General features: G+C 56.5%; 17 protein-coding genes and 1 tRNA gene. 6 read left to right on the top strand and 12 right to left on the bottom strand.

All coding sequences use genetic code 11. The features are described from left to right. Nucleotide 1: 1 nt before the first annotated feature. The 10 genes from ACZ1HJ_RS04465 to ACZ1HJ_RS04420 all read right to left on the bottom strand — a co-directional run bounded on the left by ACZ1HJ_RS04465 (nucleotide 2) and on the right by ACZ1HJ_RS04420 (nucleotide 7801). Nucleotides 2-931 (bottom strand): dimethylarginine dimethylaminohydrolase family protein, encoded by a 930-nt coding sequence (locus tag ACZ1HJ_RS04465; protein ID WP_472721134.1) that lies wholly within the window; start codon nucleotides 929-931, stop codon nucleotides 2-4. Nucleotides 932-994: 63 nt separating this feature from the next. Then, entirely contained in the window at nucleotides 995-1804 is an 810-nt protein-coding gene (locus ACZ1HJ_RS04460) for a CE1 family esterase (protein ID WP_472721133.1), read from the bottom strand. Nucleotides 1805-1880: 76 nt separating this feature from the next. Beyond that, nucleotides 1881-2204 (bottom strand): hypothetical protein, encoded by a 324-nt coding sequence (locus ACZ1HJ_RS04455; protein WP_472721132.1) that lies wholly within the window; start codon nucleotides 2202-2204, stop codon nucleotides 1881-1883. An 11-nt stretch (nucleotides 2205-2215) separates the two neighbouring features. Continuing rightward, complete coding sequence (gene pheS, locus ACZ1HJ_RS04450) at nucleotides 2216-3289, bottom strand: phenylalanine--tRNA ligase subunit alpha (RefSeq protein WP_472721131.1); 1074 nt, start codon at nucleotides 3287-3289, stop codon at nucleotides 2216-2218. A 61-nt stretch (nucleotides 3290-3350) separates the two neighbouring features. Continuing rightward, nucleotides 3351-4244 (bottom strand): fatty acid desaturase, encoded by an 894-nt coding sequence (locus ACZ1HJ_RS04445; protein WP_472721130.1) that lies wholly within the window; start codon nucleotides 4242-4244, stop codon nucleotides 3351-3353. Between the two features lie 11 nt (nucleotides 4245-4255). Then, nucleotides 4256-5440, bottom strand: a complete 1185-nt coding sequence (locus tag ACZ1HJ_RS04440; protein WP_472721129.1) for an amino acid aminotransferase — start codon at nucleotides 5438-5440, stop codon at nucleotides 4256-4258. Nucleotides 5441-5442: 2 nt separating this feature from the next. Further along, nucleotides 5443-6300, bottom strand: a complete 858-nt coding sequence (gene sseA / locus ACZ1HJ_RS04435) for a 3-mercaptopyruvate sulfurtransferase (RefSeq protein WP_472721128.1) — start codon at nucleotides 6298-6300, stop codon at nucleotides 5443-5445. Nucleotides 6301-6391: 91 nt separating this feature from the next. Then, the gene (locus ACZ1HJ_RS04430; RefSeq protein ID WP_472721127.1) at nucleotides 6392-6667 is read right to left on the bottom strand and encodes a hypothetical protein; all 276 of its coding nucleotides are present in this window, start codon (nucleotides 6665-6667) and stop codon (nucleotides 6392-6394) included. Nucleotides 6668-6790: 123 nt separating this feature from the next. Then, on the bottom strand, nucleotides 6791-7267 hold the full coding sequence (gene smpB / locus ACZ1HJ_RS04425) for an SsrA-binding protein SmpB (protein WP_472721126.1): 477 nt from the start codon (nucleotides 7265-7267) through the stop codon (nucleotides 6791-6793). A 90-nt stretch (nucleotides 7268-7357) separates the two neighbouring features. After that, the gene (locus ACZ1HJ_RS04420) at nucleotides 7358-7801 is read right to left on the bottom strand and encodes an Lrp/AsnC family transcriptional regulator (protein WP_472722149.1); all 444 of its coding nucleotides are present in this window, start codon (nucleotides 7799-7801) and stop codon (nucleotides 7358-7360) included. 82 nt (nucleotides 7802-7883) lie between these two features. Here ACZ1HJ_RS04420 and ACZ1HJ_RS04415 point away from each other — a divergent pair, with 82 nt between their 5' ends. From ACZ1HJ_RS04415 to ACZ1HJ_RS04405, 3 genes are read left to right on the top strand one after another with little or no spacing between them, the layout of a single operon-like run. Continuing rightward, nucleotides 7884-8486, top strand: coding sequence for a LysE family translocator (locus ACZ1HJ_RS04415; protein WP_472721125.1), 603 nt, complete (start codon nucleotides 7884-7886; stop codon nucleotides 8484-8486). A 15-nt stretch (nucleotides 8487-8501) separates the two neighbouring features. Further along, on the top strand, nucleotides 8502-9125 hold the full coding sequence (locus tag ACZ1HJ_RS04410; RefSeq protein ID WP_472721124.1) for a hypothetical protein: 624 nt from the start codon (nucleotides 8502-8504) through the stop codon (nucleotides 9123-9125). Between the two features lie 55 nt (nucleotides 9126-9180). Continuing rightward, nucleotides 9181-10143, top strand: coding sequence for an acetyl-CoA carboxylase carboxyltransferase subunit alpha (locus ACZ1HJ_RS04405; RefSeq protein ID WP_472721123.1), 963 nt, complete (start codon nucleotides 9181-9183; stop codon nucleotides 10141-10143). Between the two features lie 12 nt (nucleotides 10144-10155). Here ACZ1HJ_RS04405 and ACZ1HJ_RS04400 read toward each other — a convergent pair whose 3' ends face one another. Together ACZ1HJ_RS04400 and ACZ1HJ_RS04395 are read right to left on the bottom strand one after the other, a co-directional pair. Next, nucleotides 10156-10803: a GntR family transcriptional regulator gene (locus ACZ1HJ_RS04400; protein ID WP_472721122.1), complete on the bottom strand. Its 648-nt coding sequence runs from the start codon at nucleotides 10801-10803 to the stop codon at nucleotides 10156-10158. Nucleotides 10804-10834: 31 nt separating this feature from the next. Beyond that, complete coding sequence (locus tag ACZ1HJ_RS04395; protein WP_472721121.1) at nucleotides 10835-11527, bottom strand: M48 family metallopeptidase; 693 nt, start codon at nucleotides 11525-11527, stop codon at nucleotides 10835-10837. Nucleotides 11528-11639: 112 nt separating this feature from the next. Here ACZ1HJ_RS04395 and ACZ1HJ_RS04390 point away from each other — a divergent pair, with 112 nt between their 5' ends. The 3 genes from ACZ1HJ_RS04390 (at nucleotide 11640) to ACZ1HJ_RS04380 (ending at nucleotide 12967) form a co-directional block, all read left to right on the top strand. Then, on the top strand, nucleotides 11640-11966 hold the full coding sequence (locus ACZ1HJ_RS04390) for a TIGR02300 family protein (RefSeq protein ID WP_472721120.1): 327 nt from the start codon (nucleotides 11640-11642) through the stop codon (nucleotides 11964-11966). A gap of 87 nt (nucleotides 11967-12053) precedes the next feature. Then, a tRNA-Ala gene (locus ACZ1HJ_RS04385) sits at nucleotides 12054-12129 on the top strand. A 181-nt stretch (nucleotides 12130-12310) separates the two neighbouring features. Further along, nucleotides 12311-12967, top strand: coding sequence for an acetyltransferase (locus ACZ1HJ_RS04380; RefSeq protein WP_472721119.1), 657 nt, complete (start codon nucleotides 12311-12313; stop codon nucleotides 12965-12967). The last annotated feature ends 10 nt before the right edge of the window (nucleotides 12968-12977 follow it).

Genomic DNA, 12977 nt, shown 5'->3' with positions numbered 1-12977 from the left:
ATCAGACAGGATCGCGGATCAGGCTTTGACACATGCAATGCACCCCGCCGCCGCCCTGTGTGATCATCGACAGGTCAGGATCATAGATCGTGAACCCGTATGCCTTGAGCTTGTCTTTCAGCGTTTTCGACCCTTCGGGTAGCAGGACACGGTCGTCGCCCAAGGCCACAACGTTGCACCCGAGTGCGATGGTTTCCTGAAACGGCACATCGATGATTTCGATTTTCTTGCCGCGTAACCAATCGACGATTCCAGGATCGGTACAATCGAGGCAAACCGCGGCCAGTTTCGGTGCAAGCATCACCACCATCAGGTCGATATGCACATAAAACGGGTCGATATCCGCGAGTTTTACCTCCCAGCCCTCGGCTTCCATCCAGCCCGCAATCTGTTTGGCACCCTGTTCCTGGGTGCGGCCTTCGTCACCTTCCCAGCCGATCAAGACGCAGCCCGGTTCGATCACGTTGAAATCACCGCCTTCAAAGGTACCAGCGGTGACGAAATCATAAATCGGAATGCCGAGGTTTTGATATGTTTCAATCGCGCGGAAGTTTTCGCCACGGCGCCAGTACTGCGCCATATGGGTGATGATCGCGCCATAGGGCGTCATGATGGAACTGTCGCGCGCGTAGACCTGATAGGGCAGATGCGGATCGGGTTTGTGCGTGTGCACCTCAACCCCGGCTGATTGGTAGGCGCTGACCATTTCCGCATGTTGTTTCCGGGCGGTATCAGCGCTGAATGGAACACCGCGCCGCAGGGTCTTTTTTGACACGGAGCTGGTTTCCAGCCAACGGTAATTCTCGATCGGACCCAAGAGCACAGAGCGAAGCGTTCCGTAGTCTGAGTTCGCGCCCCAGCCATTCAGGTTGGGTGTGCCGCCACCGTCACGCCGGACGTGCAGAGAAAACGCGGTTGCTTGATCTTTCATGTCGGTCCCTCCCGGTATCGTAGGGAAAACCGTCTGCCTGAACACGCATTGTGTCAAGCAAAGTCAGGGATAGGATGGTGTGCGGCCCATCAGTTGATCCAGCTGCCAGCCGATCCAACCGTGCGGAATGAAATGCCCGCTATTGTGGACATCCAAGGTCACGGAACCGCCATTTGCGCAGTTTTCCCATGTCGTGCGGTTCAGGCTCAGCCAATCGACGGCTTTCCATGGGCCGGTATTTTCACCAGTTCCACACCCGTATTTTTCACGCCAGAGCGCCACCGGATAGGTGGTATCGCCGTCTGGGCCAAACGGGAAATCCATAACCATGTCTGAGGTGCCATGCACATGGCGCACTTGACGCGGAGCCGTGGGGCAGGTTTCAGATTGGCGCAGCGTGCCTGAAATCGCCAACAAAGCCGCCACATCCCCACCGTTTTCGCAGACATAGCGCCACGCCATGGCTGAACCAAAGGAGTAGCCCGAGACATAGATACGCGAACGGTCGATGGGATAGCGTTTGGCGGCGTCTTCCAAAACGGCGGCCGCAAAGGCAACATCATCTGTGTCGGAATCCCAGAAATCCCATGTGCGCCTGTTTCCGTTGGGCGCAAGGAGCAGTACGCCGCGTCGCCTTGTGGCGCCGGAAATGCGTTGGTGTTGCACAATCAAACTGCCCTGTCGCATCCACCCATGGAAATGCAACAGGACCGGCATGGGTGTTTCGCCATCCCAGCCGTCTGGTTCTTTGATATGATACGAGCGGTCGCCAAGCTCACACGGTACTGTCGCGTGGCAATCGGCCTCATCCGCGCCGACGGCCAGGCCCGGCGTTGCAAAAACCGCAAAAAAAAGTGCGATGAAAATCCGCATGACTGATCGTCCCGTTTGATACTGATGCGAATGTAATGAGACCTCGCAAGATGTCACGTCACAAGCACGTCAAGGTTCAGTTGCAACGGAGCTGGTTCAAGATGCCAATACAATTTTGGGTGCGGTCACCTTGGGTAATCGTGACCTTTTGCCAGAGAATTTTGTCCTCAGATTGGACATCCATGGTCGTCCGGATCAATTGGGTGCACTCGTTGATATTGGCCTTGCAGGTCATCAGCAGGATACCGGATGCCAGATCAGAACTGCCAGTCGCCTGAATTTCGCCCACGATCATATCCGCGATCTTGCGCTCAATTTCGGTGGCACCCGGTTTGGTGGCAAAAAGCGCGCCTGCGCCGGCAACTACCGCGACGAGAAGGATGATTGTTTTGGTTCCCATGGTCTTCGTTCCTAGCGCGACAGACCGCCGTGCAACGTTGGTACATCGAGCGATGCAAACCCGTAATGTCTGAGCCAGCGCAGGTCTGAATCGAAAAACGCGCGCAGATCCGGGATGCCGTACTTCAGCATCGCAATACGGTCTATGCCGACGCCAAAGGCGAAACCCTGCCATTCATCGGGGTCAATGTTGCCTGAGCGCAGCACATGCGGATGCACCATGCCGCTGCCCAGAATTTCCAGCCAATCGTCACCTTCGCCAATCTTGAGCGTGCCGCCTTCCCAGGAACAGCGGATATCAACCTCGGCCGAGGGTTCGGTGAAGGGGAAATGCGAGGCGCGGAAGCGCAGCTCGACATCATCCACCTCGAAAAACGCCTTCACGAATTCCTCAAGGCACCATTTCAGGTTCGCCATCGAGATATCTTTGTCGATGGCCAGCCCTTCGACCTGATGGAACATCGGTGTGTGGGTTTGGTCATAATCGGCCCGGTAGACGCGGCCCGGCGCAATGATGCGGAGGGGCGCGCCGTGGTCCTGCATCGACCGGATCTGGACGGGGCTTGTGTGTGTCCGCAGCACATGTGGCGGGCGGTCATCATCCGCTGCACGGTGCATGTAGAACGTGTCCATCTCGGCCCGCGCAGGGTGATGGCCGGGAATGTTCAGCGCATCGAAATTGTACCAATCGCTTTCAATCTGCGGTCCTTCGGCGACGGAAAAGCCCATATCGGCGAAAATCGCGGTCACTTCCTCGGTGACCTGGCTGATGGGGTGGATCGTGCCCGCACGACGCGTGCGACCCGGCAAGGTCACATCCAGCCATTCGGTTTTCAAACGCTCATCCAGCGCGGCATCGCCCAAGGCCTGCTTTTTCGCGGCAAGGGCCGAATTGATTTCATCCTTGAGCGCGTTGAGCTTTGGGCCAGCCATCTGGCGTTCTTCGGCGGTCATCTTGCCCAGCTCGCGCATTTGCAGGCTGACTTCACCTTTTTTGCCGACCGCCTGCACGCGCAGATCTTCTAGAGTGGCTTCATCGTCAGCACCGGCGATGGCTGTCAGATATTTCTCGCGGAGATCGTCCATTGGCTTTGTCCTGCAAAAAGGTTCGGATGCGGGTTACCGCGCATATCCTGCGCTTGCAAGGCTATGGTGTGCCAACCTTGCGGATGTAATCGCGGGTGAATTCCGTATATCCATCTGCGGTCACCTTGTGCTGACCCTGCATGTAGGCGTGTAAAACGGGAAGTTTGTGAAAGGGTACTTGGGGCAGCGTGTGGTGTTCAACGTGATAGGGCATGTTCCACGCCAGAAACCGGATGATGCGGTTGGTGTAAGTCGTACGCGTGTTTTCGAACATATCAGCGACAAAGGCGCAGCGACCATGTTCGGCCAACAGGTAAAGACGCAAAAAGGGTTGCCCAAGAAGGCACGGCAACAGCCAGATCCAGAAGAAAAACGGCGTGATCAAGAGGCTGACCAAAACTGCGCCATAGATCATCAACATCCACCGCGCCTCGGCCACAATGCGGGTATGCGCGCGCTTGGGCACGAAATCACCCGGATCATGACCCAAGGCGTTGCGCACGATTTGAGCCATCATAGAGCCCCAAAACGGAAGGCCCGAGACATGTGCGATGTAAGCGCCTATGGTTTCGGGCTTGGCGCCTGCCATCAGTTCGGGGTCTTTGCCGGGGATATTGGTGTGACGGTGATGCGCCAGGTGAAAATATCGGAACCATTCAAAAGGTAGCGCAATCAAAACGCCGCAGATGCGACCAACCTTTTCATTGATGTCTTCACTGGCAAATGGGGTTTTGTGCGTGGCCTCATGCTCCAGCGTGAAAAGGAAGCAGATTGCGATGCCTTGAACGACAAGCGCCAGCTGCCAGAGCGGCAAGCCGAGAGCGATCCAAAGTGCGAGGCCCGCGATCAGTGCCGCGTGCCCGGCCAAATGGCGCAGGCCAGGGGTGTCATCTGTCCGGTTCAATTCGGCCAGGGTGTTGGGCGGAAGGGTTGCGATGAAAGCCTTATGGTCCATTATCCGGCCCCTCAGGCACCCGCATCCACGATGGCTCGGGCCAGAACAGGCACAGTGTTCTGGTTGAGACCCGCGATGTTCATACGACTGTCTCCGATCATGTAAATTCCATAATCAGCCCGAAGTCTTTCGACCACGTCCGAACTGACACCCAACCTTGAAAACATACCGCGATGTTGTGCCAAAAACCCGAACCGATCAGAGCCAGAAAGCCTGCGCAATTCCTGGGCAAGGTTTTGGCGCAAGCCGAGCATTCCCAGGCGTACATCTTCCAGTTCCTTTTCCCAGTCTGCGCGCAGCACCGGGTCACCAAGCACCATCGTTACCAGCCGCGCCCCGTGATCGGGTGGAAAGGAATAGGTAAGGCGATTCAATGCGTTCAGATTGTCCTGTGCCACATTTCTGACGGATGCATCGTGACTGACAGTCATCAAAATGCCGGTCCGCTCACGATAAATCCCGAAATTCTTTGAACAGCTTCCTGCAATGACCGTCTCGGGACAGGATCGTGCGATCAGACGTGTGGCGGCCGCGTCTTCCTGCAACCCGTCCCCAAAGCCCTGATAGGCAATGTCTATCATCGGCACGGCACCGGTCCGGTTTAAAAGGTCGGCAATGGTCTGCCATTCCGTCAGGTTCAGATTTGCGCCGGTCGGGTTGTGGCAACAGCCGTGCAACAGCACCAGATCGCCGCGGCGCGCTTTGGCGAGATCGGCGATCATGCCTTCGAAATCTACGCCGCAGGTGGCGTCATCAAAATAGCGGTAAGGCCGGGTGTCGATGCCGAGGTGCTTGAGGATGCTTATGTGGTTGGGCCATGTCGGATCAGACACGTGAACGCGCAGGTCAGGATTGGCGATCCGTGCAAGTTCAAAAGCCAGCCGGACCGCGCCAGTCCCGCCCGGCGTTGCGGCGGCTGCGACGTTGTCATCGGCAACGGCGTCGCCCAGAATAAGGTTGCGCATCGCGTCACCAAAGGCAGGATCACCGGCAAGTGCGACATAGCTTTTGGTTTGTTCTGCGTGCCAGAGCTGCTCTTCCGCCGTCTTGATGGCCCGCATGATGGGTGTGTGACCGTCAGCGTTTTTGTAGACGCCCACGCCCAGATCGATTTTGTCATCGCGCGGGTCATTCTTGAAGGCTTGCATCAGCGCAAGGATTTTATCCTCGGGTTGTTTGGTCAGCGCCGTCAGCACGGTCAAGCATCTCCGGTGGCAACGGGAACAGTAGGGTACGCACCCCATTCCGTCCATGAGCCGTCATAAAGTGCGTGATCCGTTTTACCGATACGTTCCAGGGCCAGATTGATGACTGCTGCCGTGATCCCCGATCCGCAACTGGTTATCACGGGTTTGGACATATCCACACCGGCTGCTGCAAATACGGCGCGCAGATCATCAGGGGATTTCATAGTGCTGTCGGCGTGCAGCAATTCCGTAAAAGGCACTGATTTTGAGCCGGGGATATGCCCGGATCTCAATCCTTGGCGCGGTTCTGGTGCTTCACCACGAAAGCGTCCGGCAGCGCGGGCATCCAGAATTTCGTAGTCGCCCAATTTCGACGCAGAAGCCACCTGTGTTACGTCCTTGATCATCTGGTTTTGGCGGCGCACGGTCATGTGCCTGTCTTTGACAATAGGGGGCATGTCTTCTGTGGTACGATCCTCGGCCAACCATTTGGGCAAGCCGCCATCAAGAACGGCAATGTTCTCTTGTCCCATCAGGCGAAATAACCACCAAACACGTGCGGCTGACATCAGGCCGTGTTGATCATAAACCACCACCTGGTGTCCGTCCCCAACGCCCATTGCGCGCAACCGGGACATAAATTTCTCAACCGGTGGGACCATGTGTGGCAGGTCAGACCGATGGTCGCAGATTTCATCAATGTCGAAAAAACGCGCGCCACGAATATGGGTGGATGCATAGTCGGATTTGGCGTCGCGCGGATCACCGGGCAAAAACCATGTGCCGTCCAACACGCGCAAATCCGGGTCTTTCAAATGTGCACTCAGCCACTCGGTTGAAACCAGAGTCTTCGGATCATCATGTGCCATGGATGCCCCCGTTTGAGATAATTCCTGCCTACATCCCGGGGGCGGGAAGGGCAATACCGGGTGCCGGGATACAAGGCACCCGGTGCTGGCATTATTTTGCCAAAACGCTCTTTACCAGACCGACAACGGCCAAAAGAGCACCGCCGCCCACGCCGCCTGAAGCGACTTGGCCGATGATTGCGCCGATATCAGTGCCGCCCGCGGCAGCACCTCCGGCTCCAAGAGCTGATAGAATCTGGCCCCCAAGCCCGCCACCAACAACGCCTGCAACTGAGTTCAACAGGACACCCATATTGGCTTTTTTCAACAGGCCACCGGCCACGTTACCGCCGACAGCACCTGCAATAAGACTGATCAGAAGTTCCATCAACTTCTCCTTTCCCTCGGGTCTTTAAACATACTTGAAACAGCCGAAGTTTGACCCATCCCCCCTCGGTTATGCGAAAGGTATAGAAGCATCAGGGACAACCTAAGGGGAAAATACCGGGGTTCATTCCCCGTGGCGCAGCAACCGTTGTTTTTGGCGATTCCAGTCACGCTTCGCTTCGTTGGCGCGTTTGTCGACGTTCTTTTTGCCTTTGGCGATGCCGATTTTCAGTTTGGCCAGACCGCGATGGTTGAAGTAGAGCACCAGCGGCACCAGCGTCATGCCCTTGCGCTGGGTTTCGTTCCACAGGCGAGACATTTCCTTTTTCGACACTAGCAATTTGCGCCGCCGCTTTTCGTTATGGGTGAACGTCTTTGCCTGATCATATGGCGCAATGTAGCTGTTGACCAACCACAATTCACCGTCTTCGACACTGGCATAGCTTTCGGCAATGTTGCTGCCGCCCGCACGCAGGGATTTCACCTCGGACCCTTCCAGAATGATGCCGCATTCGATGTCATCCTCGATGGCATAGTCGTAGCGCGCACGCCGGTTCTCAGCGATGACCTTGTAGTTTGGGTTGTCCTTTGGCTTGGCCATGGGTCTTGTCCTAACGGGGTGCCGGACACCTGTCCAGCGGCCCGCCTACATAGTGGGTTGTGATCCGGGTTCCAAGACCGGGCTTGTCGATCAGGCCCGCAGGTCTTTCGGTGATCCCATGACCACATATGATGTGATCGAACTAACCTGTGGCAGGGTGCCCACAACATCCGTGTGAAACGACTTGTACGCAGGCAGATCTGCAACTTCGATCCGGAGCAAGTATTCGACAGAGCCGGTTATGTTGTGGCATTCGACAACTTCCGGGGCCACGGCCATGGCGCGTTCAAATGCCAGTTGGCTGGCCTTGGTATGCGAATTCAGTCCAACGGTGGCATAGGCCATAAATCCCACACCCATTGCGGGCCGGTTCAACACGGCACGATAGCCCTGAATCACCTCCCGTTTTTCGAGGGCCGCTACCCGTCGCAGACACGCGGATGCGGACAGGCCGACCTTTTCGGCCAGTTCCAGATTGCTGATCCGGCCATCGCGTATTAATTCACGCAATATATTTTCGTCAATTTGATCCATGGCCGCATTTAGTTGCATATTTTCCGGCTATACTCAAATATTTGCAATTCAAATGCGCGAGGAGCCGCATAAGGTTGCACACATGACACCAGAGTTGTTCTTCGCCCTTTTCACCTTTGCCCTCGTGACAGTGTGCACGCCGGGGCCGAATAACCTGATGTTGATGGCTTCGGGTGCCAATTTCGGATTTCGGCGCACATTGCCGCATATGTTGGGCATCGGGATCGGCTTTCCGACGATGATTTTCCTAGTGGGGATCGGCGTCATGCAGCTTTTTGATCTCTGGCCGGTCAGCTATACGATCCTGAAAGTGTTTAGCGTAATCTACCTGCTCTATCTGGCGTGGAAGATCGCCAATGCGGCCCCACCGAAGGACGCCAAAGCCAAGGGTAAGCCGCTGACCTTTCTGCAATCGGCCGCGTTTCAATGGGTGAACCCCAAGGCGTGGAGCATGGCATTGTCAGCGATCACACTCTACGCCAGCAGTCGCGACTTGCCAGCGGTGATCTGGGTCGCCGGTGTCTATGTCTGCGTCTCGTTCCTCAGCACCACGGGCTGGACCTTCCTGGGGCAGCAGATGCAGCGGATCCTGACTAACCCGGTGCGGTTGCGGATCTTCAACGGGGTGATGGCGCTTTTGCTGGTCGCCACGCTGATCCCCGTGTTATGGCCTGCACAGAGCTGATTTCCGGAGGGCACTTTGCCCAAGATCCTCACGTTTTTTCACACGGCTGTCGTGCATAGCGATGCGTTTGATGCATTGCGTGACAAGATCGCGCCGGGCGTGGCGATGCATCACAACATCCGGACCAGTTGGCTGGCGCGTGCACAGGATGGGATTAGCCCGGCGCTGGCGGCTGACATCAAGAACGAAGTGCGGGCCGCGCGGCAGCCCATCATATGCACCTGCACGACAATTGGCCCGGTGGCCGAGGCTGCGGGCGCTATCCGTATCGACCAGCCAATGATGCAGGCAGCTGCCAAGAAGGGTGGCACAATCATTCTGGCGTATTGTCTGGAAAGTACACGCGTGCCCAGCACTGAATTGCTTCAGACGGCTCTTTTGACAGCCGGGCGTCCTGCACAGGTAGATTTGTTGCCATTGACCGGGCTTTGGTCGCTGTTTGAGGCGGAGCAAATGGTTGCCTTTGAGCAAGCCATTGCGGAGGCCGTACGTGCGCGCGTGCAGCACATGGAAAATCCGGGATGCGTGGTTTTGGCGCAAGCATCCATGGCGGGCGCGGTCAAGTGGCTTGAAGAATTGCCCTGTCCGGTTCTGGCGTCACCTGAATTGGCGATACGGGCGGGCTTGGCCCGGTTGTGATTGCAAATGCGTGCATGGCCCGCCATATATCCAAGCGATTAACGTGGAGACGGCGATGACCAATTACCTCGACTTCGAAAAGCCGCTTGCCGAGATTGAAGGCAAGGCGGAAGAGCTGCGGGCGATGGCGCGGGCGAATGAGGAGATGGACGTCGAGGATGAAGCGCAGGCGCTGGACAAAAAGGCCGGCGAAATTTTGACCGAGTTATACAAAGACCTGACTCCCTGGCGCAAATGCCAGGTGGCCCGTCACCCGGATCGGCCGCATTGCCGTAACTATATTGAACAGCTGTTTTCAGAATATACGCCGCTTGCCGGTGATCGGAACTTTGCGGATGATTTATCCGTGATGGGGGGCTTGGCCCGGTTGGATGACCGTCCTGTCGTGGTCATTGGTCACGAAAAGGGTGCAGATACCAAAAGCCGGATCGAGCGTAACTTCGGTATGGCCCGTCCGGAAGGCTATCGCAAAGCCATTCGCCTGATGGATATGGCTGACAAGTTCAACCTGCCCGTGGTGACGTTGGTTGATACGCCCGGCGCCTATCCGGGCAAGGGGGCGGAAGAACGCGGTCAATCCGAGGCCATTGCGCGCTCCACGGAAAAGTGCCTGCAGATTGGTGTTCCTCTGGTCAGTGTGATTATCGGTGAAGGCGGTTCGGGGGGTGCGGTGGCTTTTGCCAGTGCGAACCGGGTCGCGATGCTGGAGCATTCGGTTTACTCCGTGATCTCACCGGAAGGCTGTGCATCGATCCTTTGGAAAGATGCAGAGAAGATGCGCGAAGCCGCTGAGGCGTTGCGGCTGACAGCACAGGATCTGACCAAGCTTGGCGTCGCGGACCGGATCATCAACGAACCCTTGGGGGGCGCGCATCGCGATCCTCAAAAAACCATTGCCGATGTGGGTAAGGCGATCAGCAGTATGTTGACCAACCTCGAAAAGAAATCGCGTGACGAGTTGATCAACGATCGCCGGAAAAAATTCCTGACCATGGGCAGCAAGGGATTGGCGGCCTAACCCCGCTGTCCCCTAGCCGACGAGCATTCGTAATCCTTGCGTGACATCTGACCGGACCGCCAGACGCAAGCCGGGCTCATCGCCCGCTTTAAGCGCGCCAATGATAAGGCGGTGATATTGCGGTGGATCCTTGCGATTTAACTTCCCATAGAGCGCGCGCATGGTCGGCCCAAGCTGTAACCAGACAGTTTCGGCCATGGCCAGCATCGCAGGGGCTTGCGCACGCAGATAGAGCGTGCGGTGGAATTCAAGATTTCGCCGTATGTAGCCCACGGCATCTTGTCGGGCGATATCTTCTAAAATGAGCCCGTTTATGCTGTGCAGACGATCGATCAGGGCGATATGCGCTCGGGGCAGTGCACGGCTTGCCAATTCCACTTCGATCAAGGCACGCAATGCGGCCAATTCCTCGATCCGGTCGTCGTTGAGTTCCGGGGTCGAGACGCGGCCCGAGGTTGAAAGGGTCAGTGCGCCCTCGGCTGTCAAACGGCGGACGGCCTCACGGGCTGGGGTCATCGAGACGTCGAATTCCGCTCCAACGCCCCGGAGGGTCAATTGCTGGCCCGGTGCGATCTCGCCATGCATGATACGGGTTCGCAGACCGCGATACACACGGTCATGAGCGGAAGGTGATGGGTCAGGGCGCGGATTCAGAAGCATGCATATTTTGTGATCACAAAATCAGGCTTGGTCAATCATCAAAGCGATACCGGTGCAATTCCGCCCCCTTTTTGCGCAGCCAGAGGCGCGGTTCCCGGTAGTCCGGGCTCAGTTCTTCGACCAAATTCCAGAACGCCTGCGAATGGTTCATTTCCTGAAGATGCGCAACCTCATGCGCGGCCACGTAATCCAGCACCTCCGGTGGTGCCATGATTAAACGCCATGAGTACATGAGCCCGCCTGCCGTTGTACAAGACCCCCAACGGGAGCGTGTATCGCGCAGGGTGAGCCTGACGTAGTCGCGGCCAAGTGTCTTTGCATATCGGTCAGAGGCTGTGGCCAAACGATCCCGAGCCAGCGTTTTCAGGAATGCCTGCAGCCGCTTGGCCACGGAGGTTTCCGGCCCTGGAACCATCAGGCAATCTGCCCGAGCCTGAACCCCCTGCCGGTGCCCGGAACGATTCTGCAGCATGTCTCCTTCAACCGGGATTTCGGCGCCCCACGCGACCGGTACCGCCCCAACCTGATTTTGCAATTGCGCCCGCAGCCAGTCTCCTTTGCTATGGGCAAATTTCAGGGCCTCGCGTTCCGTGACACCGCGCGGCAATGTCAGGGTGACCAACCCGTCGAGCCCTGATACGCGCAGGGAAATACGCCGTGCGCGCGCGGATCGCCGCAGGGTTAGATCGACTGGGGGGTTGCCGGGAAGACGATGTTGGCCCATATGCCCTCGTGAATTGCAGTTGATGCCTGCGCTAAAGCCTTTGACACCTGTCGCACGTTATGGCAGGTGGCGCGGATCGTCGACAAGACCTCAGATGTGAAAGGGATGACCAATGCCCAAGGATGAATGGGGCGTAAAGCGCCTGTGCCCGACCACCGGAAAACGGTTTTACGATCTGAACAAGGATCCGATCATCAACCCATATACGGGTGAAGTGTTCGAACTTGAGACCGGCAAGAGCCGTTCAATCACGGCGGATGCGGAAGATGCCGAGACGAAGAAGATGAAAGAAGCAGACACGGATGTCGCTGACGAAGTGTTGGATGACGACGCTGACGTCGATGTCGATCTAGGCGATGATGTGCTGGAAGATGACGATGATGATGAGGTTTCGTTGGATGAAATCGCTGACGTAGCGGCGGATGACGACGAAAGCTGAAGACAAAACAGGCGGGATTTTCCACTTGATCCCGCCAGCCGCTTTGCCTAATTAGCGGCGAGTTGGCCCCAAGGGGTCAAATGGTAAGGGGCCTTAGCTCAGCTGGGAGAGCGCTTGCATGGCATGCAAGAGGTCAGGGGTTCGATCCCCCTAGGCTCCACCAAATTTTCGAAGACATTGATTTCCCCTAATTTGCCCCCTTTTTGACGGTCAAGACGCTCAACAAAACTCGGTCGGATAAACCGAGACCCTGAAATGACCATTGCTCGGTCCAAAAAAAGCCGAATACCTTTGAGAAACGCGTTGTTTAACGTAAGCAGTAGCTGCAACCTTAGGCTTTAAAGATGATTTTGTTCGGTATTCGGTCTCCGATCACCGTAGATTTTGAAGAAACCTGCCGCAGGCTCGGGATTGAAATCAGTCTTGGCGTCAGTGTTGAAGGTGTGCCCAGATCTACGATGGCGCGTCAAAAAGTTGTTCGGTTGGATGATTTTGACCCGGCTCGCTACACCGACATACCTTTTTTGGCGTCAGCGTTTGTCCCAAAGCGGCGAATGCGTTTAAGTCAGCAGGCACAAGAGCTTGGCCTGAAGCCAGCGCCGGCATTGATCGATCCCAGTGCTGTTCTGCCGCACAATATCCGGATTGGAGACGGCTCATTTGTAAATGCCGGCGTTGTGGCCGGTGGTGTTACGATGATGGGGTCCGGTGTTTTGGTAAATCGGGCGTCTTCTTTGGGGCACCATTGCTTGATCGGCGATTTCGTTTCGATTGCACCCGGTGTAACCTTAGCGGGAAATATAGTTGTTGGTGATCGTGCTATGATTGGTGTGGGCGCCACAATTTTGCCCGACGTGAGAATTGGATCTGACACCGTGATTGCCGGTGGCTCGGTTGTGCGTGAAGACGTGCCGGACGGCGCGTTTGTTGCGGGGAACCCGGCAAAACGACGTGAATTTAATGCAGAGAAATCAAGTTTAAATGTCCCAGGTGGTGAATAGTCCCATGAAT

This window comes from Roseovarius sp. JB2-10 (assembly GCF_055693585.1).
Note: the sequence above shows the minus strand (reverse complement) of the source record. Positions and strands in the feature narration are given on the sequence as shown.

Excerpts from the sequence above, each read along its gene's own strand:
- ACZ1HJ_RS04455 (WP_472721132.1), bottom strand. The coding sequence starts at position 2,204 with ATGGGAACCAAAACAATCATCCTTCTCGTCGCGGTAGTTGCCGGCGCA.
- ACZ1HJ_RS04465 (WP_472721134.1), bottom strand. The coding sequence starts at position 931 with ATGAAAGATCAAGCAACCGCGTTTTCTCTGCACGTCCGGCGTGACGGT.
- ACZ1HJ_RS04400 (WP_472721122.1), bottom strand. The coding sequence starts at position 10,803 with ATGCTTCTGAATCCGCGCCCTGACCCATCACCTTCCGCTCATGACCGT.
- ACZ1HJ_RS04415 (WP_472721125.1), top strand. The coding sequence starts at position 7,884 with ATGACACCAGAGTTGTTCTTCGCCCTTTTCACCTTTGCCCTCGTGACA.
- ACZ1HJ_RS04390 (WP_472721120.1), top strand. The coding sequence starts at position 11,640 with ATGCCCAAGGATGAATGGGGCGTAAAGCGCCTGTGCCCGACCACCGGA.
- ACZ1HJ_RS04460 (WP_472721133.1), bottom strand. The coding sequence starts at position 1,804 with ATGCGGATTTTCATCGCACTTTTTTTTGCGGTTTTTGCAACGCCGGGC.
- ACZ1HJ_RS04380 (WP_472721119.1), top strand. The coding sequence starts at position 12,311 with ATGATTTTGTTCGGTATTCGGTCTCCGATCACCGTAGATTTTGAAGAA.
- sseA (WP_472721128.1), bottom strand. The coding sequence starts at position 6,300 with ATGGCACATGATGATCCGAAGACTCTGGTTTCAACCGAGTGGCTGAGT.
- ACZ1HJ_RS04405 (WP_472721123.1), top strand. The coding sequence starts at position 9,181 with ATGACCAATTACCTCGACTTCGAAAAGCCGCTTGCCGAGATTGAAGGC.
- ACZ1HJ_RS04430 (WP_472721127.1), bottom strand. The coding sequence starts at position 6,667 with ATGGAACTTCTGATCAGTCTTATTGCAGGTGCTGTCGGCGGTAACGTG.
- ACZ1HJ_RS04420 (WP_472722149.1), bottom strand. The coding sequence starts at position 7,801 with ATGGATCAAATTGACGAAAATATATTGCGTGAATTAATACGCGATGGC.
- pheS (WP_472721131.1), bottom strand. The coding sequence starts at position 3,289 with ATGGACGATCTCCGCGAGAAATATCTGACAGCCATCGCCGGTGCTGAC.
- ACZ1HJ_RS04445 (WP_472721130.1), bottom strand. The coding sequence starts at position 4,244 with ATGGACCATAAGGCTTTCATCGCAACCCTTCCGCCCAACACCCTGGCC.
- smpB (WP_472721126.1), bottom strand. The coding sequence starts at position 7,267 with ATGGCCAAGCCAAAGGACAACCCAAACTACAAGGTCATCGCTGAGAAC.
- ACZ1HJ_RS04395 (WP_472721121.1), bottom strand. The coding sequence starts at position 11,527 with ATGGGCCAACATCGTCTTCCCGGCAACCCCCCAGTCGATCTAACCCTG.